Source organism: Anisomitus miae (SeqCode) (assembly GCF_054906395.1).
Window position 1 is genome coordinate 112,043 of record NZ_JBRACL010000006.1, and the last position, 26,248, is coordinate 138,290.

A 26,248-nucleotide genomic window follows, 5' to 3' on the forward strand; every position below is an offset into this window, starting at 1 on the left:
TTTAAGAGGTATTTTCATGAAAAAGTTGATTAGTGGAGTATTTTTAGTAACATATATCCTGCTTTGTGGAATTTCTACTGAGGGGAAAATATTTGTCAAAAGTGATGAATTGACGGATATTATTTTGTTTAGTGATTTTGATTATGATAATTTAAGGGATTACTTTTTGAAGCAAATGGGAGTTGACATAAAATATGTCAGCATTTTCAGTGAGGATAAATTAGAGGTAACACAGGAAAATTTTAAGGAAGTATTGAATGATTTTGAAAATACTCTTATATACGAATATAGAGATATATTTGGCAAAAAAATATCTAGTAGTAGGAAAATATACATAATTTCTAGGGAAGAATTTCAAAAGAGTATTTCAATAAGTCAAAAATACACCATAAAGAATGTTTCGGTTGATACAGTCTACAATGATGTAACATTGGGTAAGATTATAGTTGGAAAAGTGTTTACAGAGCCAAAGCTCCAGGACAATAAAGATTGTTATATTATAAAATTTGACCGTAACAACATCATATCTTGGGGAAAAATGTTTGAAGATTCAAAAATAAACAAATTTAACAAAATAATAAATGTATCTCCTGATGAGTATTGCCTTATAGCTTCCGCATATAGAAATTCAGAATGGACGGACGGATTCGTTATGAAATTTAATGGGCGGGGAGATGTAATTTGGAGAGAATTTTATGGGTCATCTCATATTGACGATTTTAAAGATGTAATATCCGTAAATGACGGTGAATTAATTGTTTTAGCAGAAGTAAGTAATAACGATGGTGATGTAGAGGCTACTATTACAATAAACAATCCTCTCAATAAGGATTTGGTTGTTTTAAAATATGGAAAAGACGGGAAAATCATTTGGCAAAATAGTGTGACAAATAAAAATGAATTAACAGCTCTTAAGGTCATAGATGATGAAAGCAGTTTTTTGGTATTTGGAGAAGTTTTTGAAGATAATGAAGTTAAAAGTATCGTTGTATCAGGATTTGATATGAATGGTAAGAGAAAGTTCTCGACCATTATAGAAGATTTTAGTGTAGACATATTAAATGAATTTATTTTTCAATAGTAGCTAATTTTATATATTGTTCAAACTAATTTAGATAAATATCGTTTGTTATCAGGATTTTATGTATTTGTGATATCTTACGTTTGATATGTTGGTTTACAATTTGTATATTTGTTTAAAGAATAGGATTATATAGTAAGTTAAAATAATGACATACTTAACAAAAAATACATAATTTTTTAATAAAATATCAATAAAAATTTGTTATACTTACTTCTGTAAATTAGAATGACTGGGATATTGATTTTGCATTATTTAGTTTAGTATTGAGAATTGTGTAGAAAATTGTATGGAAAGAAGGAATTAAAGTGATTAAAAGAAGAACAGTTACTGTGGATGGTAATGGAGCTGCTGCTTATGTAGCGTATGCGTTTACCGAAGTTGCTGCTATATATCCAATCTCACCTTCAAGTGGTGTGGGTGAGAATATAGATGAAATGGCCTCACAAGGTAGAAAAAATATCTTTGGTAGAGTTGTAGATGTTGTGGAGATGCAATCAGAGGCAGGTGCTTCAGGTACTGTGCATGGACTTTTACAGGGAGGTACATTAACTTCGACTTATACTGCTTCCCAAGGATTGTTATTGATGATTCCTAATATGTATAAAATTGCTGGTGAATTATTACCAGGCGTATTTTATGTTACTGCTAGGGCTATAGCGTCCCAGGCTTTATCCATTTTTGGAGATCATCAAGATGTTATGGCTACTAGACAAACAGGTGTTGCTTTATTAGCTGTTAGCAGTGTTCAAGAAGTTATGGATTTAGCTCCCATAGCTCATCTATCAGCTATAAAGGGTCGAGTGCCTTTTGTGGTTTTTTATGACGGGTACAGGACTTCGCATGAAGTGCAAAAAATCGAAGCTTTTGAGTATGAAGATTTGAAGGAAATGATCGATTTTGATGCCTTGGATGAGTTTAAAAATAGAGGACTAAGTCCTGCTAGTCCAGTAACAAGAGGTACCGCACAGAATCCAGATATTTATTTTCAAGCTAGAGAAGCCTCAAATACCTTTTATAATAATTTGCCAAAAATTGTTGAAGAGTATATGAATAAAGTAAATTCACTCATTGGTACTAACTATAAATTGTTTAATTACTATGGTGATTCGAATGCAGAAAGAATTATAGTTTGTATGGGGTCATCTTCCGAGACAGCACAGGAGACAGTAGATTACTTGATTTCGAAGGGTGAAAAAGTAGGTGTTCTTATAGTCCATCTATATAGACCGTTTAGTGTAGAACATTTGATAAGAGAAATACCAACTAGTGTAAAAAAGATTGCTGTGCTTGACAGAACTAAGGAGCCAGGTTCTGAAGGAGAGCCGCTTTATAAAGATGTTGTGGCTGCTTTCTATGGGATGGACAGACACCCTGTTATAGTGGGTGGAAGGTATGGATTAGCTTCTAAGGAGGTAACCCCTACTCATTTGGCTTCCGTTTTTGAAATGTTGAAATCTCAAAAACCTATCAATGGGTTTACAGTTGGTATAGTTGATGATGTTACTAACACTAGCATAGATTCAGTAGATGATATTATTGTAGAAGATTCATCGTTGATAAATTGTAAATTCTTTGGGCTTGGTTCAGATGGTACAGTTGGTGCCAATAAGATGGCTATTAAGATAATAGGTGATAACACTAAAAAGTATGTTCAGGCCTACTTTGAGTACGATTCTAAAAAATCAGGTGGAATAACAATTTCTCATTTGAGATTTGGAGATAACAGAATAAGGTCGACTTATGGAATAGCTAAAGCAGATTTTGTCGCTTGTCATAATCAAGCTTACATAAAAAAGTATGATACTATTGTTTCAAGTGTAAAAAATGGAGGTACTTTCTTACTTAATACTCTTTGGACTAGTGAGGAGTTGGAAGATAAGATACCTGCTCATGTTAAGAGGATTATAGCTAATAATAATATAAAGTTTTACACTATAAATGCTGTGAAAATAGCTAGAGACTTGGGTCTTGGCGGAAGAATAAATATGATCATGCAATCTGCGTTCTTTAAACTTGCGAACATAATACCTATTGAAGATGCTGTAAAATATCTTAAGGAGTCTGCTGAAAAGGCTTATGGTAAAAAAGGTGAAAAGATTGTGAAAATGAATTTTGATGCCATAGATGCTGGAATAAATGCACTAGTTGAGATTGAAATTCCTGAGAGTTGGAAGACTGCTGAGGATAGTGAGAAGCAGGAAGAATATCATTTGGGAATTGAGAAAACGGATTTCGTGAAAAATATACTCGAACCTGTTAATAGTCTCAAGGGTAATACTTTACCTGTTAGCGTATTTAGAGGTAGAGAAGATGGTACGTTTGACCATGGTACGTCTAAGTTTGAAAAAAGAGGAATTGCTGTAACAGTGCCTAGATGGAATCCTGAAACGTGTATACAGTGTAATATGTGTGCGTTCGTTTGTCCTCATGCAGTTATAAGACCTTTTTTAGTTACCAATAGTGAAAAAGATAATGCTCCTAATGGTTATTTATCTGCTGATGCTAAGGGTATAAAAACCGATCAGAAACTGTATTTTTCTATGCAAGTGTCTATAGAAGATTGTACGGGATGTGGTAACTGCGTGGATGTCTGTCCTTCTAAACCTAAATCATTAGAAATGGTTTCTACTGATGATGAACGTGCTCTTTGTAAGCAAGAGCATTATGATTATTCTTTTGATCCATCAAAAGTTTCTGTTAAAAAGAATCCGCTTCCACTTACTACGGTTAAAGCTAGTCAATTCCAAGAGCCGTTGATGGAATTTAGTGGAGCTTGTGCTGGATGTGGAGAGACTCCATATTCAAAACTTGTTACTCAGTTGTTTGGTCCAAGGATGGTAATTGCTAATGCAACAGGTTGCTCTTCGATCTGGGGTGGCTCTGTTCCTGCAATGCCGTATACAAAAAATAGTGAAGGACGTGGACCGGCTTGGGCAAATTCTTTATTTGAAGATGCTGCAGAATTTGGATATGGTTTGTACTTATCATCTAAAAATAAGCGTGAACAAAATGTTAGATTAGCTGAGAGTTTGATTAATGATGCTAATGTATCTGATGAGTTAAAGGGATTTTTGAAGGAGTGGTGTGATAACTTTAATAATGGTGATGTCACAGTTGAGTTGTATAAAAAAATAGTTCCCTTACTTGAAAAAGAATCTAATAATAGCATTGTTAATGAGCTATTAAACAATAAGGAATATTTTATAAAAACTTCGAACTGGATATTTGGAGGAGATGGTTGGGCATATGATATTGGTTTTGGAGGATTAGATCATGTTATAGCTCAAAATCAGGATATAAACATATTAGTTTTTGATACTGAAACTTATTCAAATACTGGTGGACAGTCTTCTAAATCCACTCCGTTTGGGGCTATAGCTAAATTTGCAGCTCAAGGCAAAAGAGTTAAGAAGAAAAATTTAGCTGCGATGGCTATGAGTTATGGATATGTTTATGTTGCTCAGATTTCCTTAAGTGCCGATTTCAATCAAGCATTGAGAGCTATAAGAGAGGCTGAGGCTTATCCAGGACCTTCGATTATAATTGCATATAGTCAGTGTATAAGTCATGGAATTTTGACTGGTATGGGTACTGCTCAAAAACAAGCTAAGAAAGCTATAGAGGCAGGGTATTGGACATTGTTTAGATATAATCCTGAACTCAAGAATCATGATAAGAATCCGTTTATTTTGGATTCTAAGGAGCCTACACAGGACTTTAAAGAATATATAAAGAGTGAGGTTAGATTTAATGCTTTATCTAAAGTAGCTCCGGATAGGGTGGATGAAATTTTTGATCAGGCAGCTAAGAATGCTGATGAAAATGCTACTTATTATAGAAAGCTTGCTGGCTTAGATAAAGAGTGATTTATAAATGTGAGTTATATTTTCAACTCACATTTACTTTTTATAGGAGATTGTATTAAATGCTTTATAAATTTTTGATAAGTTTGTTTGCAATAATTTTTATATTAAGTTTTCGTATTTATGATGAAAATAAAATAACTAAATCGGAGTATTTGGCACGTACCATTTATGAAGATAAGATTTTGAATAAGGTTTTGAATATGAGTTTGGATGAAAAGATAGGTCAATTATTTATAACTGGTATTGATGGAGTTGATTCATTGACTGATGAAGATATTTATATTATAAGAAATTTGAAAATTGGAGGATTAATATTTTTTAGTAAGAACATCATTACAGTTAACCAAACTATAAATTTGATAAATGAAATTAAAGATATAAGCAATAGAGATCATGGAGTACCTTTATTTACATCTATTGATCAAGAAGGTGGGACAGTTACACGATTACCCAATGAAATAATTAAATTTGAAAAAGCACGTACTGTAGGAGAAAAGAATGATAAAAATTATGCATATAACAGTGCTAAACTCATGGGAAGTATACTCGTTAACATGGGATTTAATATGAATTTTGCTCCAATCCTTGATGTTTATACAAATCCTAATAATAAAGTAATTGGATCGAGGGCATTTTCTTCAAATAAAGAAATTGTAGCAGATATGGCTATACAAACAATTAATGGATTTAAGGATGCTGGAATTATTAGTGTTGGAAAGCATTATCCAGGACATGGCGATACAGACGAAGATTCACATTATGAGTTGACGATTTTGGAACACAGTTATGATAGATTAAGGGAAATTGAATTATATCCATTCGAACAAGCTATAAATAACGGTATCGATGCGATTTTGGTATCTCATTTATTATATAAAAATATAGATGATGATATTGCCACTCTTTCAAATAAATTCTTGTCTGAAATTTTAAAGAAGGAGTTGAAATTTAAAGGAGTTGTTATTACTGATGATATGATAATGAAAGGTATTACTAATGTTGTTTCAGTACCTGAAGCATCTGTTAAGGCTATAAAGGCTGGAGTTGATATAGTATTAATTAGTTCTGGATATAAAGATATTATTCCTTCAATAGAGATGGTAAAAGATGCAGTCAGGAATGGGGAAATATTGCAAGACAACATAGATAAAAAAGTATACAATATTTTAAAAATGAAAAATAACTATGGATTGAATAATGACAAAATATTTAGTATGAATGTTTCTTGGGTGAATAAGCAAATAACAGATTTGTTGAGCAAAAATTAATAAAATAAATAAATAATTTACATATTGTTAAATATATGTTAAAATTACAGGGTATCGAGATGGTTTTTAAAAGAGGTGATTTTATGGCAGTTAAAAGAGAGTGGACGGATTATGAAAAAAAGAGTCTTTTAAAACATATAACGGAGTTAAAAGGAAGGGGAATGACAGTTAAAGATGCTGCTCAAGAATTTACCAGGATTAATCCCCATATAACTCCAGGGCAAGCCAGAGTTTATTATTATAAATTGATAAGTGAGACGGAGAATTTCAAAAAGAAGTATACACAGAGAGTTTGGACTCAGGAGGAGGATGACATCCTACTCGAGTTTATTTTGCAAAATAGAGATAGGAGAAAAATAGAGATGTTTGATATTTTGTCACAAAAGTTAGATAGACATCCTAAAGCAATAGCTTCTCGCTATTATTTTATAAAAAATAGTAGTAATATTCACAGTTCAAACTCTAAAAATTATTTTGAAACTTTGAGTAAGTTTAAGTTTTATCAGTTCAAGAATTTATTATCTAAGATTAGTAAGATTCATGAGATTTATGAGAAGGCTGTAGAGTTGGAATCTATTTTACAAAAAGAGAAAATTATAGCTGAACTTAATAGAGAACTACAAGAGGCTAGATTAAAAATTCAGATATTGGAACAAAAAATATTGGCTTCGTGAAAAAATGTAGAATAGCTTTAGGGACTTTACTGGAAGTTTTGTATTTGTGAAAAAAACTTAATTGACTAATGAATGTATATGTAATAGAATTATCAATATAAGAGAGTATAAGTTTTGTATGGGAGATGTTGATTTGATGAAAAAAGTTGATATTTGTGAATCTAATTTTGCTTTAGGCACTGATAAGGTTAAGGATGAACTGGAAAAGTCTTCTGGTTATGAAGTTGAGGTGCATGGATGTTTAGGTCGTTGTGGAGAGTGTTTTGAAACTCCATTTGTATTGTTAGATGGAGACTTTGTTTCAGCTGATTCTTGTGACGAGTTGTTAAATAAGGTAAAAAAGTAGCATATTTGACGTGTTTTGGGGAATCATAGACTATACGTCGTGATTTTGAAGATGGAGGTGTAGTCCTTTTAGGGAGTTGTTATGGTTGATAAAGACAATGAAAGAGAAGTTTTCGACAATAATGACGGTGTGGAAAATGTTACAGAAGAACCTGTATTTGTTGAATTTGAAGATGAAAATCATAATGTCGTAAGATGCGAAGTGATTGATGGTTTTGAATTCAAGGGAAAAAACTATTGTGTGGTACGTAATGATGAGGATGGTTCACATTATGTTTTTAGGCTTACTGATGAAGATGAGTTGGTCGTTCCAGAAGAGAAAGAATTTAATGAAGTTGCTGCGTATTACGATAGTATAATAGAAGAAGATTAGTTTTTTAGTGTCCTTTATTCTAGAATTTAAGGGCACTTTTTTGTTTATGATTAAAGGGGGTTATACTATTTTGAAGTTTGCTATTTTTGATGTAGATTTAACACTTACATCTAAGGATACATTTATAGAATTTTATAAATTCTTGTGTCAAGAAGATAAAAGATTCCTGATTTATTTAGGAAATATTTTATATTCAGGGTTAATGTACGGTTTGAATTTTTATGATGAAAGGAAAGCCAAAGAAAGATATTTATCATTCTTAAAAGGAGTATCCTTTGATGCCGTAGATGAGATTGGAAAAAAGTTTTTTGAAAGTTGGGTTTTAAAGAAATTAATTTTTAAAGATGGATTATTAGAAATACAAAAATGTAAAAAATTAGGATTTAAAACTATTTTGATTTCTGCATCTCCAGAATTTTATCTAAATAATTTTAGTAAAATGCATTGCGTTGATTATGTTTTAGCTACAAGATACGAGGTTAAGAACGGGCTTTATACAGGGAAAATGATTGGACGTAATAATAAAGGGCAGGAGAAGGTTTTGAGATTTTATGAATTTTTAAATAAAAATGGAATAGTGGATTTTGATCATGATAGTTCGAGAATGTATTCTGACTCCATGAATGATTTGCCTTTATTTAATTTAGTGGGTAATCGATTTTTGATTAATAGTAGATATAGAGCTAGTGATATTTTAAATTTACGTTGGGAATAATCGTGATTTCAATGGGGAAGAAGTTTTTAATTGATAATGATATTTTAGATATGGAAGATTTTCATAAACATCATTTTGTTAATTCAAATAATGTTTATGAGGTTATACGAGTCATAGATTTTAGAATTTTGTTTTGGGACGAGCATTTCAATAGGTTAAAAAATTCTATCAAATTGTTCAATTACTGTAATGTTGAAATTGAAGATTTGCTTGAAAAGGTAAATAGTATCATCGATATAAATTCTATGAAATTGGGAAATTTGAAAATAGAGATAATATTTATTGAAAATAAATACAAGCTACTTATTTATCCTATTGATTTTTTTTATCCAAGTTCTCAAATTGGAGTTAGAGTTTCTACATATGAAATTGAAAGAAGTAATCCTAATATAAAAACTTATGATTATGATTTTAAATCCAAAATCCAGAAAATTATTAATGATAAAAAAGTTTATGAGGTTTTATTAGTTAATAAATATGGATTTATTACTGAAGGAAGTAAGAGTAATGTTTATTTCATAAAGGGAAATTACTTTTTTACAGCTCCTGATAAATTTGTACTAGCCGGTGTGACTAGATTTAAGGTCAATGAAATAATAAGAGATTTTGGATTTATGCTGAGAGAAGAATGTGTTAGTGAAAATGAATTGTTTGAATTTGAAGGAATGTTCCTGACTAGTACTTCATCAAATATTTTACCTATTGTAGATGTCAATGGTGTAGCTATAAATTCGTTATCAAATGATAATCTCAAGAGTTTGATTTTTGATTTTGAGGAGCGTTTAAAAAATAAATAAAATAATATTAATGGACTATTTGTGAAATACTAAAAGCAAATAGTCTTTATTTTTTAAAGTTGTTTTTTGTATTTAGATAGAATGGTGTTACCAATTCTTAATAAAGGAGAACAGGAATTTGATGTTACAGAGTAAGCTTTTAATCTTTAAATTAGGTAATGGAAAGTATGCCTGCAACACAATCTATGTAGACAGAATAGTAAAATATGAAAATTTAACTCACCCACCTTTGGAAAGACCTACATTGGAGGGATTGTATAATTACGAAGGTGAAATTATAAAAGTTTATAATTTATCAAAAAAATTAGGAATACGGAGTGAAGTTGATAGGACACATAAAAAAATAATAATTGTTAAAAATAAAAACGTATTAGTCGGCATCGTTGTAGATGAGGTATTGGAAGTATTTAATTATGATGAGGAAAATAATAGAGGACAAGAGTTAGAAGGATTATATAAATTAAATCAGCTAGATTTTAAATATATAAAGGACATGATACTCATTAATAATGAAATTGTAATGTATCTTTCAATAATCAAGATAGTTGAAGATGAATTAGAAGAGAGTTAGCTTATGAATATTAATGTAGGTATTGGTGATTTGGCTATTAACAAAGCTCCAGTTATTTTAGAAACTAGAGGTCTTGGATCTTGTGTAGGGGTTACTTTGTATGATAGGCAAAATAAGATAGGTGCCTTAGCTCACATAATGTTACCGTGTTTTTCTAATACGATGAAAGAGAATGTTGCAGAGAACATGAAGTTCAGATATGCTGATTATGCTTTGCCGTATATGTTAAACAAAATGATCTTTATGGGCAGTAATAAAATGGGTATAGTGGCTAAGATAATTGGAGGAGCTTCAATGTTTAAAAGAAAGTCCAGTACTCTTAATATTGGAGAAAAGAATGTTGAAGAGGTAAGAAAATTTCTTAAGAGCAATTTTGTAAAAATACAAGCAGAAGAAGTTGGTGGAGATATGGGAAGAACTATATTTTTCGATTTGAATAGCGGAGTTGTTACTATGAAAATTTACGGTAAGGTTCGGCAAGAAGTTGAAATTTAAAGATAGCATAACTAAAACTAGGATTGTAATTTTTGACGAATCTCCATTAATGAGAAGAGTAATAACAGATATATTTTCTAACGATGTGGGAATTGACATAGTAGGAATATTTAAAAGCTATGCTGATATGGAAAAGTTCTTAAATAAAACAGATAGCAAGATAGATTGCATTATTATAAATTTGATTTCGTATAGAGACAATCTTATAAATGTACTCTTGGATATTAATCAATATGGATCAAACATTATATTTCTGTCAAATATCGATTCAGATAAAGTTGATTTCATAAAGCAGATATTAAATGCTGAAAATATAAAATTTATAAATTATCTTGGACATTTGGATCTGGAAGGAATTTCTAGTGTGAAAGAAGAGATAAGAAAAGAAGTATACAAAATAAAAAATAAGAGAATAAAGAGAGCTTTATTTGGGACAGACAGAGCCATCGCTATTGCTTCTTCAACAGGGGGACCTAAGATTTTAGAATACATTTTTAGCAAGTTAGACAAAAGGGTCAGTATACCAATTTTTATTGTTCAGCATATGCCCGATGGATGTACGAAACAATTTGTAGAGAGGCTTGCAGATATTTGTGATTTTAATTTTCTAGAAGGAAAGAATGGTGAAATCGTAAAATCAGATGTTGTGTATGTCGCTCCAAGTGGTTACCATATGAGAATTGATCACGGTAAAAAAATATGTTTGGATCAGAGTGAACTTGTGAATAACGTTAGGCCGTCTGCAGATGTTCTATTTTGTTCTGCTTCTAAAGTTTATAAAGAAGGTCTTCTAGGAATAGTTTTAACAGGTATGGGAAGAGATGCTTCTCATGGAGTTGAATGTGTGAAACATATGGGAGGTCGTACTGTGGCTCAGGATGAAAATAGTTGCACAGTATTTGGTATGCCCAAATCAGCTATTGAGACTGGTAAGATAGATAAGGTTCTGTCAATAGATAAAATAATATTTGAGATGATGAGGCATTCAGGAGGGCATTGATATATTTAAACTGAATATTGAGGTAAGGTATGTTTAACATTAAGGAGCTTTATGACTTTGTATACAGAGAATTTAAAATAAAGTTAGATGCTTATAAAGAGGTACAGATGCATAGGAGAATTGAATTTTTTATATCTAAGACCGAAGCAAAAGATGTTAAAGAATTCATTGAGCTGTGCAAAAGAAATAGTGCCTTAAAGAACCAGTTTTTAGATTTAATTACAATAAATGTAACCGAATTTTTTAGAAACCCAGAAATATTTTTGCAAATTAAAGATATTTTCAGAAATACGTTGCCTGAAAGAGATACGTACATGATTTGGAGTAGTGCTTGTTCCAATGGTTCAGAGCCTTACTCCGTAGCGATGATTCTTAATGATGCAGAAATATATAATTACAAAATCATAGCAACAGATATTGATAAAAACATGCTAGATTATGCTCGAAGAGGAATTTACAAAGAGGACGAAATTAATGAAGTACCAAGCTATTATTTATCGAAATATTTTGAAAAGTTTGGAGACGAGTATCGAATAAAAAATTCGATAAAGAGTGATGTCATGTTTCGCAAGCATGATTTAATATTGGATGAATTTCCAATTGGATTAGATTTTATATTATGTAGGAATGTTATTATATATTTTAAGAAAGAGGAGAAAATGAAAATACACAGTAGGTTTTATGATTCTTTGAATAATGAAGGTGTTGTTTTCATAGGTGCGACTGAAAATATATATGATTATAATCAGATTGGATTTATCAAATTAGGAACATTCTTTTATCAAAAGGTGGTGAAATGATTTGGATGTTTCACAATACTTGTCGATGTTTTTAGAGGAATCTCTAGATAATTTAACGAAATTGAATGACAGTTTGTTGGAGCTTGAGCAAGATCCAGATAATTTAGAAGTTGTCAATGCAATTTTTAGGGTTAGTCATACCATTAAGGGGATGTCAGCTACCATGGGGTATATGAACATGTCTGAGCTTACCCATAAAATGGAGGATGTTTTATCAAAGTTTAGGGATGGAACGCTTAAAGTTAACAGAGATGTTGTGACTGTGCTTTTTAAATGTTTAGATACTCTTGAATCGATGGTAAATAACATAAGTGATGGAAATTCGGATGACATGGACATAAATGAGATAATGGATTCCCTAACATCAATCACTGATCCTAAAGAAGACGATACCTCTCATGATAAATTTGATGAATTACAATTGACGGTAGAAGAGAAATTAAAATTGGAAGATCATCATATCAACATAATAAATAAAGAGAAAAAGCCTTATACGGTTTATGAAATAAGGATAGTTCTATCGGAGACAGTTTTATTGAAAACAGCTAGGATCTTTATATTCTTTAGAGAGATAGAGAAATTTGGCGAGATAATACATACTCTTCCATCTATACAGGATATTGAAACGGAGAATTTTGATTTAGAAGTAAATATTGTCTATATAACGACTTCGACACGAAACGAATTGGAGTCAGTTATGAGAACTATTTCTGAAATTAATAAGGTTTCTATAAAAGAGATAAATTCGGAAAACGTAAGGAAGGCTTATGGAGAAGAGGTTTTCATAAATTTAGAAGAAGTAAAAGAGAATATAAGGAATAAGCTCAAAGACGAAGAGGATGATAATTTAAGAAATGAATCTGAACCAAAAAATAACAGTAAGGTTAATGGCGAAAATGTAAATAAAGTTCAAATAAATGCAAATAATAAGCAAGTAGCAAAAGACCAAAAGAAACAAATGTTTTCGCCTAAAAAGGGTACCCAATCTGTAAGGGTAGATTTAGAGAGATTGGATATGTTTATGAATATGGTATCAGAGCTTGTAATTCACAGAACTAGGCTTGAACAAATAAGCAATACATATAATTTACCGGAGCTCAATGAGATATTAGAGCAAATTGCAAGATCTACGTCTGAGTTACAAGATTTAGTTATGAAAATTAGAATGCTACCATTGGAAGTTGTTTTTAGTAGATTTCCAAGAATGATAAGGGATCTATCACTTGAACTCGATAAGGATATACAATTTTTGATTGAAGGTGCAAGTACTGAACTTGACAGAACGGTGATTGATGAAATAGGGGAACCTCTCATACATCTGCTTAGGAATGCTGTTGACCATGGCATAGAAACGAAAGAAGAGAGAATAAAGAGCGGTAAGGCATCTGTAGGAGAGATAAAGTTATATGCTTATCAAGAAGGAACAAAGGCAGTTATAAAAATAAGTGATGATGGGAAAGGTATAAACGTAGATAAGGTAAAAGCAAAAGCTGAGAAGATAGGAATAAATACGGATGGTATGTCTGACTCTGATATAAAAAATCTCATATTCCTGGAAGGGTTTAGTACTAATGAGAAGGTTACGGACATTTCAGGAAGGGGAGTCGGCATGGATGTAGTTAAAACTAAGATATCATCACTTGGTGGGACTATAGATCTGCATAGTAAATTTGGAGAGGGATCTACTTTTATAATAAAGTTACCTTTAACTCTTCAGATAATAAAGGCTCTTCTTGTAAAAGTTAATGGTGAGACTATGGCTATATCTCTGGGATTTATTGATAGTGTTGTCAATTGGAGAGAAGATTTGATAAAAAGGAGTAATAATAAAGAGGTTATATCGTATAGGGATGAAATTATTCCTTTAATAAGGATGTCCGATAAATTTAATTTAGATTCGTATGAGAGGCGTGGTGATGAGCAAAGTAGTTATATAATAGTTGCTAAAGTTGGTGAAAAGATAGCAGCACTTTTGGTGGATGATCTTCTAGGTCAACAAGAGATTGTTATAAAAAATTTGGGTAGGAGTTTACAAGGTCTTAAAGAGTATATAGGAGCTACCATATTGGGAGATGGACTAGTTACTCTTATAGTTGATGTTGCAACAATTATATCTTAAATGAATGTGGAGGAGAAAGTTTTATGATTGAGTATTCTGTAGAGCAGTTGGATATCATAAAGGAAATATCTAACATAGCTTTAGGAAATTCAGCAACATCGTTATCTCAATTACTTAATGCCAAGGTCAGTATGTCAGTTCCAAATGTAAATATTGAAGAAATAGGAAGTTTTATAAATAACATTGAAGAGACTGAAGTGATAGGTGAGATTTTAATAATTAAGGGTGAGATTGAAGGAAGTATATTAATTTTGTTTGACATTGATACTGCAAAAAAGATAGCTAGTAAAATTGGTAGTGAGAGATTAATAATTCGTGATGAATTAGATGATATAAGAATCTCTTTCATAGAAGAAGTGTGCAATATAGTTGGTTCTACTTATATAAGAAATATAGCTGATTGTTTGAATTTGAAAATAGAGATTGAAAACAGTAGCCTACTTTATGATAATTTGACAGCGATATTGTCTTATACGTTTATGGAAGAAGAGCAATTTTATAATGAGATAATTAACATTCAGACAGATTTTAAATATGAATTAGATTCTGAATATACGAATTTGTATTTCTATTTTGTTCCTAGAAAGGGAAATATTGATAAGGTACTTAACGAAAAATTGTAAATAGTGGGAGGAATTATATACATGAGTAGGATTTTGATAGTAGATGATGCTGCATTTATGAGAATGATGCTTAAGGATATATTGGAGAAAAATGGATATCAGGTTATCGGAGAGGCAAGTAATGGATTAAGGGCTATCGAATTGTATAAGAAAGATAAACCAGATATAGTTACAATGGATATAACTATGCCGGAGATGGATGGGATTGAAGCATTAAAAGAGATTATGAATTTCGATCCTAAGGCTAATATAATTATGTGTAGTGCTATGGGTCAACAAGGTATGGTTATGGATGCTATTAAATCTGGAGCAAAGGATTTTATAGTTAAACCATTTCAAGCAGAGAGAGTTATTGAGTCAGTCAAAAAAGTATTAGGATAGAATTTTTAAACATGCAGTTAGTAGTGTTTAAAATCAAGGAAGAGTTTTTTGGTGTAGAAGCATCTAAGGTTTTAAGTATAAATGACGTGATGAGCATTACCAAAGTTCCTAATGCACCTAAGCACATTAAGGGGTTAATAAATCTTAGGGGTATTATAATTTCTTTGCTAGATATTTCCATACTTTTGAATTTTCCCGATTGTGATTTAAATGATGTTAATTATGAGAGTAGCAGTATAATAATACTGGATGTTGAGTGTGAGGAAGTTGGTATAATAGTAGACAAAGTTGACGAGGTTTTAGATATAGATCAAAGTCTTATAAAAAAGTCGGTAGATAATAGATTACCATTTGTTAAAGGTGTATTGGAATTGAATCATAAGTTGATTACATTAATGGATATTGACAAGTTTGTTTCAATTGGTTAGTGGGGTGAATAATCTGTGGCAGGAAATGTACTAAGTCAAGAAGAGATAGATAGGTTACTTAAATCAATAGAGTCAGAAGAGAATTCAGGAGATGGTAGTAACAGAGGCCATCAAATTCAGAAAAATGTAAAAATATATGATTTTAAGCGTCCTAAGAAATTTACTAAGGAGCATATGAAATCATTAGTTATAATACATGACAACTTCACTAAATATATTTCAAGTTATTTTGTTTCTGTATTTGGTGTTCAGGTTAAGGTTGAGATAATGTCAACAGAGCAAATAACATTCCACGAATTTGTATTTTCTATGCCAAACCCAACTACTATAATATCTTTTGAAATGAAGCCATTGGTTGGAAATATTTACATGAGTCTAGAAACATCATTGTCCACATTATTATTGAATTCTTTATTAGGATCAAATGATAGGAAAAAACTTAGTTCATTAAGAGAATTTAGTGATATAGATAAAAAAATATTAACTCAAGTTTCTAATGAAATACTAAATATTTTAAAAGGATCATGGGAAGATATTATAAAGGTAGAACCAAGATTTGTTAACTTAGAAACTAATTCGCTTACGATTCAATCGCTGGGACCAAATGAGCCTATATTGTTTGTAACTTTCAAGATTGAAATTGATGGAAATGCATATTTCATGAATATTTGTTTACCGTATATATCTATTGAAAAAATAGGTGACAAATTAAACAAAGATTATTTGGTAAAAACGAATACTGTAGAAGAAGCTGAAAATATAAAAAAATTAATTAGAAAAGAATTGAATGCTGTAAAGATCGAATTGGAAGCAGTTTTGGATAGGAAGATTATAAGTGTTCAGGATTTTTTATCTCTTCAAAATAATGATATCTTGGTCTTGAACAAAAAATTCAATAGCCCAGTTGAGATATATATAGAAGATAAACTAATATTTAGTGGAGCATTAGGTTTGGTTGGAGAGAATAAAGGGGTGAAAATTCTAGATGTTTATTATAGTGAGGAGGTTATAAATAGTGAAGGATGATGAAAAAATAGAAGATAGTAGTGAAACTAAATCATCTTCAGAAGAGTTAGTTGACAATTTAGGTCCTTTTTCTGATGAAGAAAAGGATTTGTTAGGTGAAATAGGAAATATATGTATGGGTAATGCGTCAACTAGTTTTTCAAAATTATTGCAGAAACCTGTTACGATAACCACTCCAAAAGTCGAAGTTGTGAGTGTGAGTGATGTTATAAACGAGTTTAGTAATCCTCACATAGCTCTTAAAGTTAAGTTTTTGAGTGGTATTGATGGAGATAACGTTTTAATAATGGATATACAAGACGCCATTATAATAGCTGATGTCATGATGGGTGGAGATGGTAAGAATGTAGAAACTAGAGACAACCTGAATGAAATTGAAGTGAGTGCCGTATCTGAAGCCATGAATCAGATGGTTGCTTCGTCAGCTACTTCCATGTCTACTATGTTTCAAAGAACTATTGATATATCGACTCCAGAGACAATTATAAGTTATGAAGAGAATAGTAGCAATAGGCTTTTTTTAGATTATGGAAGAGAAGATATTGTAAAGATTAAATTTAATATGAGTGTTGGAGATCTTATTAGTAGTAAAATTGTGCAAATCTTAAGTATTGAAACTGGAAAAAATATTATAAACACCATGCTTAATGATAAGAATGGATTTAGAGAAGGTTCAAAAGACCAAAAGTACGATGATGAAAGTTTGGATAATCAAAATTTAAATATTGAGAATGATAATGTCAAGATGAAAAAAAATTACAATGTTAGTGAGGCAGTTTTAATGCCCTTGAGTCAAGGATCAGGTCCTAAAGAATCCAGTAATATAGATTTAATCCTAGATGTTCCTTTGGAGATATCTGTTGTACTTGGTAGAACTAAGAAAAATGTAGGGGATATTTTAAATTTGGGAACCGGTTCATTGGTTGAATTGGAAAAGTTAGCTGAGGAGCCAGTTGATATTCTTGTAAATGGTAAGCAAATAGCTACTGGAGAGGTTGTAGTTGTTAATGAAAATTTTGGGGTTAGGATAACAGCCATATTAAGTAGTACGGAACGGGTTAAAAACTTAAATTTTTAGATATTTAGTTTTTAACTTTTTTTATACGAAGATTTAGGTTTGGAGGGTAATTATATTGAAAGATAAAGTTAATGATATATTTATCAATCAGATTAAGTTACTTGATATTTTGCAAAGACATTTAGAAGAACAAAGGAAGTTTGCAAAAAATAACCAATTGTTTGAATTAGATAATATATCTGCAAAAATAAATAAGGTCTGTAAGAAAATTGCTGAGATTGAGATGAATCTAAGAGGTCTATTGAAAAATCAATCCGTTAAAGAGTTTGTTATGGAGAATAAAGATCACGATGAGCTCTATAGTAGTTATATATTTTTGGTTTCTCAAATTGAGAGATTGAGTTTAATAAAAAATGATAACCAATTCATTATACAAAGATCTTTAAACTTTATAAATAAACTGTTGTTTTCTATAAACAATAATTCTAATCAATATAATGTTTATACCAGAAAAACAAATCATTAATTTGATAATTTTTTAAGGAAGGATGTTTTATGGCAGGATTATTTAATACGTTAAGTATATCAAAACGTGGAATAAATGTTATGCAATCTGGTCTCAACACAACCTCACATAACATAAGCAATGCGTCTAGGTCAGATTATACTAGGCAAAGATTAAGAATTCAAGCATCTAAGCCTTTGACATCCATAGGAAGTGCTGGTCAAATTGGCACAGGTGCTCAAGTTGAAATGATAGAACGAGTCAGGGATACGTTCTTAGATTATCAGATTAGAAATGAAAACTCATCACTAGCTGATGCGAATGTAAGGCAAAATGTTTTATCCGAAATAGAAAAGATAGTAAATGAAAGTGGAGATAAAGGTCTTAGCAAAATGTTTGATGGTTTTTTTGATAGTTGGCAGGAACTTGCTAAGAATCCATCTGATATTAATGCCAGAACTATTGTTTTACAAGAGGCAGATGGTATATCGAAAGAATTAAATAGAATCTATAAAAATTTAAATGAATCTAAAATGGACATAAACGATACAATGAAAAATTCTGTTGTTGAACTAAATTCTATTTTAGATGAGCTCAATGATTTAAATCAAAAAATTCAAGAAATATCTCTTATGGGTAATAGTCCAAATGACTTTTTAGATAGAAGAGATCTTCTCCTCGATGAACTAAGTGGAAAATTTAATATAAATGTCGACAATAAGAAAAATAATGGAATAGAAATTACTTCAAAAGATATAAATCTTGGGAATATAGTCAGTAGTAAAAACCCTGAAGAGGATGTAAGATTTACTTTTGTCGAATCGATAGAAACTAATCAAGGAAATTTTCCTAAAGATGTTACGATAATTTACTATAAAAATAACGACACAAGTGACGAAAATAATAAAGTAGAATTAGTTGTAAGTGATATGACTAAAGAAAATTTTGAATCCATTCAGAAAAATAGAATCATTTTATCAAATCATGAGGGGCTAGCACTTAATTTAAAGGGTGCGGCAATAACATCAAATCAAGTTGACAATTCTGATTTTTCTTCTTTGAGTTTAAGTTCTGGCGAACTTGGCGGTCTTCAAAAATCTCATTTGAAATTAGATTCAGTTATAAATCAAATTAATCAATTAGCTAAGGCACTTGTGTTTTCTGTCAATGCTGTTCATAGTGGTCAAAGTTCTGCAACTACTGGAGGAGCATTTAATCATGATACGTTGCCATTCTTTGTTAATTCTACAATTGCACAATACGATAAAGACGGAATCTTATTGAATGCTTTGGATGTTGCAAATGGTGAAATTGAAATAAACGCTGGAAACATTTCCATAAATAGTGAAATTCTACAATCTCCTTTGAAGTTGAAGGTTAGAGAAAATGATCATATGTTTGAGGACGGTACGAAAAACAATATTGATGGACAAGGTAATGGAGATAGAGCTTTTGCAATCGCCTCTATAAGGGAGAACCTATTTAATATTTCAGAGATAGGCAAAACGATTAATAGTAGACAGGACTTTTTCGATTTGAATAAAGGCGGAAGTGAATTTATGAATAATGGTCTCTCAATTAAGAATGTGGATGCAGGTATAAGTATAGAGTCTAAATATAAAAATATCGTTACTAAAATTGGAATTGAAACTCAGGAGGCAGAAAGGGAGGCAGATAATTTTGAAACTCTAGTTTACAATCTTGAAATTTCAAGAATGAGTGTATCAGGAGTTTCTTTAGATGAAGAAATGAGTAATCTCATAACTTTTCAACATGCGTATAACGCAAGTGCTAAAGTTATTTCTACTGTTGATAAATTGCTGGATGTTATTATAAACGGACTTATGAATTAGGAGTGTGATGAAATTGAGAATTACAAATGGTATGATTCATAAAAATTTTAACCACCACCTTCATAAAAATCTAACTAAGATGAGTGAAGTGGACGAACAATTGAATACTGGAAAAGAAATAAATAGAATTTCTGATGATCCTGCAAAGGCTGCTAAGATAATGCGATTAAAGAAAGATATAGCAAAGAAGGAGCAGTATAACAAAAATATAGTTGATGTCACTAATCATTTAGATGTTACGGATAAGGCTTTGGGACAAGTTGGTGATGGTTTTCAGAGAGTTAGAGAGCTTTTAGTAAATGCAGGAAATGCGACTTATGGTTCAGAGGAAAGGCTTGCACTTAAAGAGGAAATATCACAATTGTCTAATAAGATTGCTGATGTTATGAATACGACATTTGGTGGAAAGTATATTTTCGGAGGAGAGAGAATAGACCAAAAGCCAATTAATAATTCTGAGGATTTGGTAACTGGTAATGTAACGTTATCTTATAACGGTCAAAATGGACAAACAATAACTAACGTTGAATTAGATCAAATAAAGAAGTCGTTGGAAATTGAAATATCTTCTGGAGTTAAAATCGATTATGGGGTTAATGCAACTGAGGTTTTTGAATTTAAAGATAAAAATGGAAATGATATTAACTTAATGGATGTATTTGATAAGATTTTAGAAAATTTAGATTCAACCGATCAGGATGCTTACAAAGAATTAATAACAGATAATTTAAGTCAGATAGATAGTGCAATTCAAAATATATTGTCCATTAGAGGTGAAATTGGTTCAAAGCAAAACAGGATGGAGGATGCTCTCGAAAGAAATGAGGAAGAACAATTCAATATAAAAGAAATTTTATCGAACATAGAAGATATAGATTTCGCTGAAAAGACTATCGAATATGTCACTGCTTCAACGATCTATACGGCTTCTCTTCAGGCAAGTTCTAAGATTATGCAACCTTCACTACTTGACTATTTAAGGTGAAGTTAATTGTATATATTTTTTAAACAAGACCATAATAACATTAAAAGAATTTTTAAATTGTTTTAAATTCAGGAGGAATCTGTTAAATGGTAGAACAAAGTGTTTTAAAAACTGGAAATATTGTTTTTGAGAAAGGGTTGCCAGGGTTTGATGGATTTAGGAATTTTGAGTTAACAGCTATGGAGCAAATGGGATTTTTTAATTTGAATTGCTCGGAAGAAGAAGCAATCTCTTTGTTATTAGTAGATCCGTATATGTATTTTCCAAATTATGAAGTAGAGATTGATGATTCTGTCATAGATAGATTGAATATAAAGGATGCTAATGATGTTTTGATATTGAGTGTTGTCACATTGAATAGTGACGTTGAAAAAATTACTCTTAATTTAAGAGCTCCTATAATTGTGAATATAAATACAGGTGATTCCGAACAAATCATTTTAAATAGAGAGGATTATCTTGTTCGACAGTCGTTAATCGTCAAAAGAGGGTGATTTTAAATGTTAGTTATTTCTCGAAAACGTGAAGAGAGTTTAGTGATAGGAGACAATATAGAAGTTAAGATTGTTAAAATTGAGGAAAACTCGGTTAAGATTGCTATTGATGCTCCTAGAGATTTGAAGATATTAAGAAAAGAACTTATACAAGATATAAAAGCACAAAATAAGAAATCCATTTCTGGAAATATGATGGATGCTATTTCAAAAATTGAAAGCTTGAACAAACATAAATGAATTTTGAAAATTATTATTTGAAAAATAGGTAGGTAAGTTATGTTGAATGCAAGGGATACTTATAAAAATAATAGTGTTAACACGGCGTCTAAAGAAAAACTTTTAATTATGTTGGTCGATGGGGCTGTTAAGTTTTGTAAAATAGCAAAGCTTGCCTTCAAGACCAACAACATAAAAGAAATTCATACAAATTTGGTAAAGGCACAAGATATTTTTTACGAACTTATTATAACTCTAGATACTGATAAGGGTGGTGTTTGGGCAGAAAATTTGAGGAGTATATACACATTTGTTATAGACAGACTTTCAAGATGTAATATTGAGAAGAACGAAGCTATATTGGATGAGGTTCTTCCAATTGTACAAGATATAAGTAATATGTGGAATGAAGTTTATGAGAAAGTACAAAAATCAAAACAATGAAAATGGTAAATTAAATTTTTGACTAAGGAGGATGGGAAATGGCATCGATACAAATGACGGGTATGGCATCAGGATTAGATACTAAATCGATAGTTGAAAGTATGCTACAGGTTGAAAGAAGCAAAGTGGACAAGATTAATCAGAATAAACAAATATTGGAATGGAGACAGGAGCTCTATAGAGAAATGATAACCGATATTAAAAAGTTTTCTAATAAGTATTTTGACCCTTTAAATAAGAAGACTTATGTGATGGGTTCTAATTCTATGTCTGGAATTAAAGCAATGACAGAGCCGAGCAATTCCTCTATAGGCGTTAGCGTTAATGGGAATAGTCAGATTGGTAATTTTGAACTTAATGTGAGTCAAATTGCTAAGCCTGCTACGGTCAAAGGAACAAATGTTATTAACCAAGCAACTGTTAGTGGTGGTCTTAAAATTCCAATCATAGTAGATGATAGTAACAATGAGATAACTATAAATGGCGAAAAGATAAAAATAGATTCTAAGGCTTTCGAAAATAAACAAGCTCTCGTTAAAGAAATAAATTCAAAGATTCAAAGTAATGATGGATTGAAAGATAAATATCAAGTAACCGTCAATGAGGATAATGAAATAGAGGTTTTTGGAAAGGTCGTTATAGACGATTCAAATTCAAAATTGGCAATTACTGTAGGAAGCGTGCAGTATGATTTGGAATTGTCTAAACAGAGTTATACTGCGGATGAACTTGCAAATGAAATTAATTCTAAGCTTAAAAAAGCTACTGGAAGTGATGGGAATAAGTTTGATAACTCTGATGTTATTGCCAAAGTTGTAGATGGACAAGTAGTTTTAGAGGGTGGTAACCTAAACAAAGATTTTAAATTTGATATTCCAAATGTTTCTATAGGGAATGTTAATTCAGTTGGAAACTCAAATAAGTTGGAGTACACGAGTAGTTTTGTAAGTGGGAAGAATTCAGAACTTGTTATAAGCGTTAGGGGAAGTACTCCTGTGATTGTGGATTTATCAGATGTTAGTACAGATGGTACTAATGACGAAGTCTTGAAAAGAATTTCCGATAAAATAAATGAAAAATCTGAAATTGTAAAATCAGATGTTATTGATGGTAAACTTGTATTAAAGTCTAGCAGTAAAGAGCAAATTGTGATTAGTGGAAATGCTGCTAATTCTATAGGGATAAGCCGTAGTCTCGATATCAATCTTGATGTTAACAAGGAAAAGATGGAGAGTTTGTTGAAGTTCGATTCTCCAGATAACAAAAAGGTAGAATTTGAAATTAACGGTCAAGTTTTTAAATATGATTTTGATTCCACAAAAGATGAAGATGGATATTCAGGAGCAAAGAATTTAACTATAAAGCAAATCTTTACAGACATATCTAACAAAGCAGGAGTTAACATATCTTATAATTCTATATCGAGAACTTTTTCACTGGAATCTAAAGATACGGGAAAAGACATAAGCATTGGTGGCTCAGATGTAAGTGGTAATTTTTTAAATTCGTTATTTGGGACAAGTTCTATTAATGCTACAGGTGAGGACGCAATAGTAGAACTTTCGGATAGTGATGGCAATAGGAACACCTATGAGTTTTCATCAAATAATTTTACTTTATCAGGTATGACGTTTAATGTTAAGACCATGCCTACTGAGCCTTTAAAGGTTTCTGTCGTGAGTGATACGGATAGCGTTGTTGATCTTATGAAAGATTTTGTTAACGATTTCAACGAGATAATGGATAATTTGAATACAAAGTCCAAGGAAAAAAAGAATTCGAAGTATACTCCTTTAACAGAATCACAAAAAGAGGAAATGAGTGAAAAGGAAATTGAGCTTTGGGAAAAGAAAGCTAAAGAAGGTTTAATGGGAAATGAATCAGAGCTAGAGAGCTTTATGTATCAGCTTAGAAATGCAATTTTCACACCGGTTCAAGGTATGTCAATGAATTTAAAAGATATAGGATTTGATACCTCCAATGATTATAAGGAAGGAGGAAAAATTAAATTTGACGAAAATAAATTTAGGAATGCTATCAATAGTGATCCTCAAAAAGTCTCTGACATTTTTACTAAAATATCGAACAGTGGATACGAAAATTATGATCCTAATTTAACTACAGAACAAAGAAAAGCTAAAGATGCAGACCAAGGAATATTTAGAAGAGTTAATGATGTACTAAATGATTTTGTGAGAACGACAAGAAACAATAAAGGGAAGAAAGGTATATTTATAGAAATCGCAGGAATAGAAGGGGATTCTACATTGACACTCAACAATATTTCCAAAGCTATGCAAGAGTATGACAAAAGAATAGATAGTTTAAATGACTTGATTTCAAGGAGAGAAGAACGATATTATCAACAATTCACAAGGTTAGAGACTGCATTGTCAAAATTACAATCTCAGCTAACGCTCTTTTCTTAATATGTATTGAGATTTTTGAGATTCTAGGTTAGGGGTGAATTTTCATGGAAGAATTTGTTCGTGGTCAATTAGAATTGTTTAAGGATTTAACTATTAGTCTTATTGATGCTGTGAATTTTGGAGATACGGAATTAGTTTTGGATTTACTTCAACAAAGACAAGAAATACTTAGTGAACTTGAGGGATGTGATAAAGAAATATTTATGAGATATTCTCGAAAATTAGAAATTTTAAAAATGGATTTACTACTAGAGTCTTTAATGAAAAACAAAATTAACGATATATATAATGAAATCAAAAATTTAAGTTTAGAGAGAAAAACAATACGAGCTTATAACAATACGAATTATGATCAGTACTCAGTATTTACACACGAAATTTAGTTTTATTTCGAAATATTTTAGAATTAAAAATTTTGTATAAATGAGGTGTTGTATTTATGATGAGGGGAATGTATTCTGGAATTAGTGGTATGAAGGCTCAACAATCTAAATTGGATGTGATCGGAAATAATTTAGCGAATGTTAGCACTACTGCATTTAAGGGTTCTAGAGTTGTATTTAAAGATGCTTTGTATCAAAATACTTCAAGTGCTTCTGGAGCTTCTGCTAATCTTGGTGGAGTGAATGCCAAGCAGGTCGGACTCGGTTCTGCTATTAGTAGCATTGACAGAGTGACTAGTCAAGGAATGATGCAATCGACTGGTAGAGCTTTAGATATTGCGATGGATGGAGAAGGATTTTTCATAGTTTCAAAAGGACCTGTAGCTCATGAGGATGATGATATATCCTTAGATACAGATGGTACTATTAAGGATGCGGGTGATAGAGAAATATTTTACACGAGAGATGGATCGCTCTCTTTAGATGCTGACGGTTATCTTGTAACTTCAAATGGTGAAAGGGTTCTTGGATACTCTATTGGTGAGGGAATGAAGGATGATGGTACAATAGAATTTGTAGACTATGATGATCCTGACTTGGAAGCTGATGATGGTCTTAGGACTTTAAGAATTCCAGATTATGTTGAAGATGGAGGTAATCAGAAGAAAGTCATGTCTTACTCTATTGGTAAGAATGGTTTAATAACAGCAGTAGTTGAGGGTGGAGACGTTACGGTTCTTGGACAAGTAGCGGTTGCCGGTTTTAAAAATACAGCAGGACTAGAAGCTGTGGGGAATAATTTGTATTTGAACTCTTCAAATTCAGGTACACCTGTTATCTCTTCAGGATTTGGGGACACGGATGTAAGAACATACGGTGAAGTAGTACAGGGAATGCTTGAAATGTCAAATGTTGATATAGCTGAACAGTTTACAGATCTTATCGTAACCAGTAGAGCATTCCAAGCTTCATCAAAAATCATCTCTACCAGTGATGAGATACTTCAAGATGTTATAAATTTAAAAAGGTAAATTTCAAAGTGAAGTCTTGAGTCCATAGCATTAAAGGAATGTATTTTATACATTCCTTTTGTTTTTTTATCTATCTACAAAGTAGGGCAAATAACGCAATTAAACCGAGTGAAGATCCACAACCTCCACCCCATCCAAACAAACTATTTCCATTGCAACAACAATTTGGAGTATAGTAGCAATTGTAATCATAAGGATATCCTAATCTATTCATTGGATTAAAGAAATATCCTGAGTTAGAACAACAACACATAATTAATTCACTCCCATAAACTTTAGTATTAAATTTTTATAATTTAGTTTATGGAATAAGAAAAAAATT

The 26,248-nt window shown here is 31.3% G+C and carries 28 protein-coding genes; 27 read left to right on the plus strand and 1 reads right to left on the minus strand.

Going from position 1 to position 26,248, the window contains the following annotated elements:
• Positions 1-16: 16 nt before the first annotated feature.
• The 27 genes from AALI31_RS03140 to AALI31_RS03270 all read left to right on the plus strand — a co-directional run bounded on the left by AALI31_RS03140 (position 17) and on the right by AALI31_RS03270 (position 25,926).
• On the plus strand, positions 17-1,081 hold the full coding sequence (locus tag AALI31_RS03140; RefSeq protein WP_489885073.1) for a hypothetical protein: 1,065 nt from the start codon (positions 17-19) through the stop codon (positions 1,079-1,081).
• Between the two features lie 308 nt (positions 1,082-1,389).
• Complete coding sequence (gene nifJ, locus AALI31_RS03145; protein WP_489885074.1) at positions 1,390-4,950, plus strand: pyruvate:ferredoxin (flavodoxin) oxidoreductase; 3,561 nt, start codon at positions 1,390-1,392, stop codon at positions 4,948-4,950.
• A gap of 59 nt (positions 4,951-5,009) precedes the next feature.
• Positions 5,010-6,218 (plus strand): beta-N-acetylhexosaminidase, encoded by a 1,209-nt coding sequence (gene nagZ, locus AALI31_RS03150; RefSeq protein ID WP_489885075.1) that lies wholly within the window; start codon positions 5,010-5,012, stop codon positions 6,216-6,218.
• Between the two features lie 83 nt (positions 6,219-6,301).
• The gene (locus AALI31_RS03155) at positions 6,302-6,892 is read left to right on the plus strand and encodes a hypothetical protein (RefSeq protein WP_489885076.1); all 591 of its coding nucleotides are present in this window, start codon (positions 6,302-6,304) and stop codon (positions 6,890-6,892) included.
• Positions 6,893-6,953: 61 nt separating this feature from the next.
• Complete coding sequence (locus tag AALI31_RS03160) at positions 6,954-7,238, plus strand: DUF1450 domain-containing protein (RefSeq protein ID WP_489885077.1); 285 nt, start codon at positions 6,954-6,956, stop codon at positions 7,236-7,238.
• 81 nt (positions 7,239-7,319) lie between these two features.
• Positions 7,320-7,610 (plus strand): DUF1292 domain-containing protein, encoded by a 291-nt coding sequence (locus tag AALI31_RS03165; protein WP_489885078.1) that lies wholly within the window; start codon positions 7,320-7,322, stop codon positions 7,608-7,610.
• A 70-nt stretch (positions 7,611-7,680) separates the two neighbouring features.
• Positions 7,681-8,325 (plus strand): HAD family hydrolase, encoded by a 645-nt coding sequence (locus AALI31_RS03170; protein WP_489885079.1) that lies wholly within the window; start codon positions 7,681-7,683, stop codon positions 8,323-8,325.
• 11 nt (positions 8,326-8,336) lie between these two features.
• A complete protein-coding gene (locus AALI31_RS03175; protein ID WP_489885080.1) occupies positions 8,337-9,122 on the plus strand; it encodes an aminotransferase class IV in 786 nt (261 codons plus the stop codon).
• 121 nt (positions 9,123-9,243) lie between these two features.
• Positions 9,244-9,693, plus strand: coding sequence for a chemotaxis protein CheW (locus tag AALI31_RS03180; protein ID WP_489885081.1), 450 nt, complete (start codon positions 9,244-9,246; stop codon positions 9,691-9,693).
• Positions 9,694-9,696: 3 nt separating this feature from the next.
• Positions 9,697-10,188: a chemotaxis protein CheD gene (locus tag AALI31_RS03185; RefSeq protein WP_489885082.1), complete on the plus strand. Its 492-nt coding sequence runs from the start codon at positions 9,697-9,699 to the stop codon at positions 10,186-10,188.
• Positions 10,178-11,188: a CheB methylesterase domain-containing protein gene (locus AALI31_RS03190; RefSeq protein ID WP_489885083.1), complete on the plus strand. Its 1,011-nt coding sequence runs from the start codon at positions 10,178-10,180 to the stop codon at positions 11,186-11,188. Before AALI31_RS03185 ends, AALI31_RS03190 begins: the two co-directional genes overlap by 11 nt.
• Before the next feature lie 29 nt (positions 11,189-11,217).
• Positions 11,218-11,988, plus strand: a complete 771-nt coding sequence (locus tag AALI31_RS03195) for a CheR family methyltransferase (RefSeq protein ID WP_489885084.1) — start codon at positions 11,218-11,220, stop codon at positions 11,986-11,988.
• Position 11,989: 1 nt separating this feature from the next.
• Positions 11,990-14,107: a chemotaxis protein CheW gene (locus AALI31_RS03200; RefSeq protein ID WP_489885085.1), complete on the plus strand. Its 2,118-nt coding sequence runs from the start codon at positions 11,990-11,992 to the stop codon at positions 14,105-14,107.
• 23 nt (positions 14,108-14,130) lie between these two features.
• Positions 14,131-14,730 carry a chemotaxis protein CheC gene (locus AALI31_RS03205; protein ID WP_489885086.1) on the plus strand — a complete coding sequence of 200 codons (600 nt, stop codon included), beginning with the start codon at positions 14,131-14,133 and terminating at the stop codon, positions 14,728-14,730.
• A 21-nt stretch (positions 14,731-14,751) separates the two neighbouring features.
• On the plus strand, positions 14,752-15,111 hold the full coding sequence (locus AALI31_RS03210) for a response regulator (protein WP_489885087.1): 360 nt from the start codon (positions 14,752-14,754) through the stop codon (positions 15,109-15,111).
• 11 nt (positions 15,112-15,122) lie between these two features.
• On the plus strand, positions 15,123-15,539 hold the full coding sequence (locus AALI31_RS03215) for a chemotaxis protein CheW (protein ID WP_489885088.1): 417 nt from the start codon (positions 15,123-15,125) through the stop codon (positions 15,537-15,539).
• Positions 15,540-15,554: 15 nt separating this feature from the next.
• On the plus strand, positions 15,555-16,565 hold the full coding sequence (gene fliM, locus AALI31_RS03220; protein WP_489885089.1) for a flagellar motor switch protein FliM: 1,011 nt from the start codon (positions 15,555-15,557) through the stop codon (positions 16,563-16,565).
• Entirely contained in the window at positions 16,555-17,643 is a 1,089-nt protein-coding gene (gene fliY / locus AALI31_RS03225; protein WP_489885090.1) for a flagellar motor switch phosphatase FliY, read from the plus strand. The genes fliM and fliY overlap by 11 nt, the downstream gene beginning before the upstream one ends.
• Positions 17,644-17,698: 55 nt before the next feature.
• Positions 17,699-18,109, plus strand: coding sequence for a flagellar export chaperone FlgN (gene flgN, locus AALI31_RS03230; RefSeq protein ID WP_489885091.1), 411 nt, complete (start codon positions 17,699-17,701; stop codon positions 18,107-18,109).
• A gap of 29 nt (positions 18,110-18,138) precedes the next feature.
• Entirely contained in the window at positions 18,139-19,941 is a 1,803-nt protein-coding gene (gene flgK, locus AALI31_RS03235; RefSeq protein ID WP_489885092.1) for a flagellar hook-associated protein FlgK, read from the plus strand.
• Positions 19,942-19,948: 7 nt separating this feature from the next.
• Entirely contained in the window at positions 19,949-20,926 is a 978-nt protein-coding gene (gene flgL / locus AALI31_RS03240; protein WP_489885093.1) for a flagellar hook-associated protein FlgL, read from the plus strand.
• A gap of 86 nt (positions 20,927-21,012) precedes the next feature.
• Positions 21,013-21,420: a flagellar assembly protein FliW gene (locus tag AALI31_RS03245; RefSeq protein ID WP_489885094.1), complete on the plus strand. Its 408-nt coding sequence runs from the start codon at positions 21,013-21,015 to the stop codon at positions 21,418-21,420.
• Positions 21,421-21,426: 6 nt separating this feature from the next.
• Positions 21,427-21,660, plus strand: a complete 234-nt coding sequence (gene csrA / locus AALI31_RS03250; protein WP_489885095.1) for a carbon storage regulator CsrA — start codon at positions 21,427-21,429, stop codon at positions 21,658-21,660.
• A 39-nt stretch (positions 21,661-21,699) separates the two neighbouring features.
• Entirely contained in the window at positions 21,700-22,083 is a 384-nt protein-coding gene (gene fliS, locus AALI31_RS03255) for a flagellar export chaperone FliS (protein WP_489885096.1), read from the plus strand.
• Between the two features lie 38 nt (positions 22,084-22,121).
• Positions 22,122-24,512, plus strand: a complete 2,391-nt coding sequence (gene fliD, locus AALI31_RS03260; RefSeq protein WP_489885097.1) for a flagellar filament capping protein FliD — start codon at positions 22,122-22,124, stop codon at positions 24,510-24,512.
• A gap of 44 nt (positions 24,513-24,556) precedes the next feature.
• Complete coding sequence (gene fliT / locus AALI31_RS03265) at positions 24,557-24,895, plus strand: flagellar protein FliT (RefSeq protein ID WP_489885098.1); 339 nt, start codon at positions 24,557-24,559, stop codon at positions 24,893-24,895.
• 56 nt (positions 24,896-24,951) lie between these two features.
• The gene (locus tag AALI31_RS03270) at positions 24,952-25,926 is read left to right on the plus strand and encodes a flagellar hook-basal body complex protein (protein WP_489885099.1); all 975 of its coding nucleotides are present in this window, start codon (positions 24,952-24,954) and stop codon (positions 25,924-25,926) included.
• Positions 25,927-25,996: 70 nt separating this feature from the next.
• Here AALI31_RS03270 and AALI31_RS03275 read toward each other — a convergent pair whose 3' ends face one another.
• On the minus strand, positions 25,997-26,179 hold the full coding sequence (locus tag AALI31_RS03275) for a hypothetical protein (protein ID WP_489885100.1): 183 nt from the start codon (positions 26,177-26,179) through the stop codon (positions 25,997-25,999).
• Positions 26,180-26,248 lie beyond the last annotated feature (69 nt).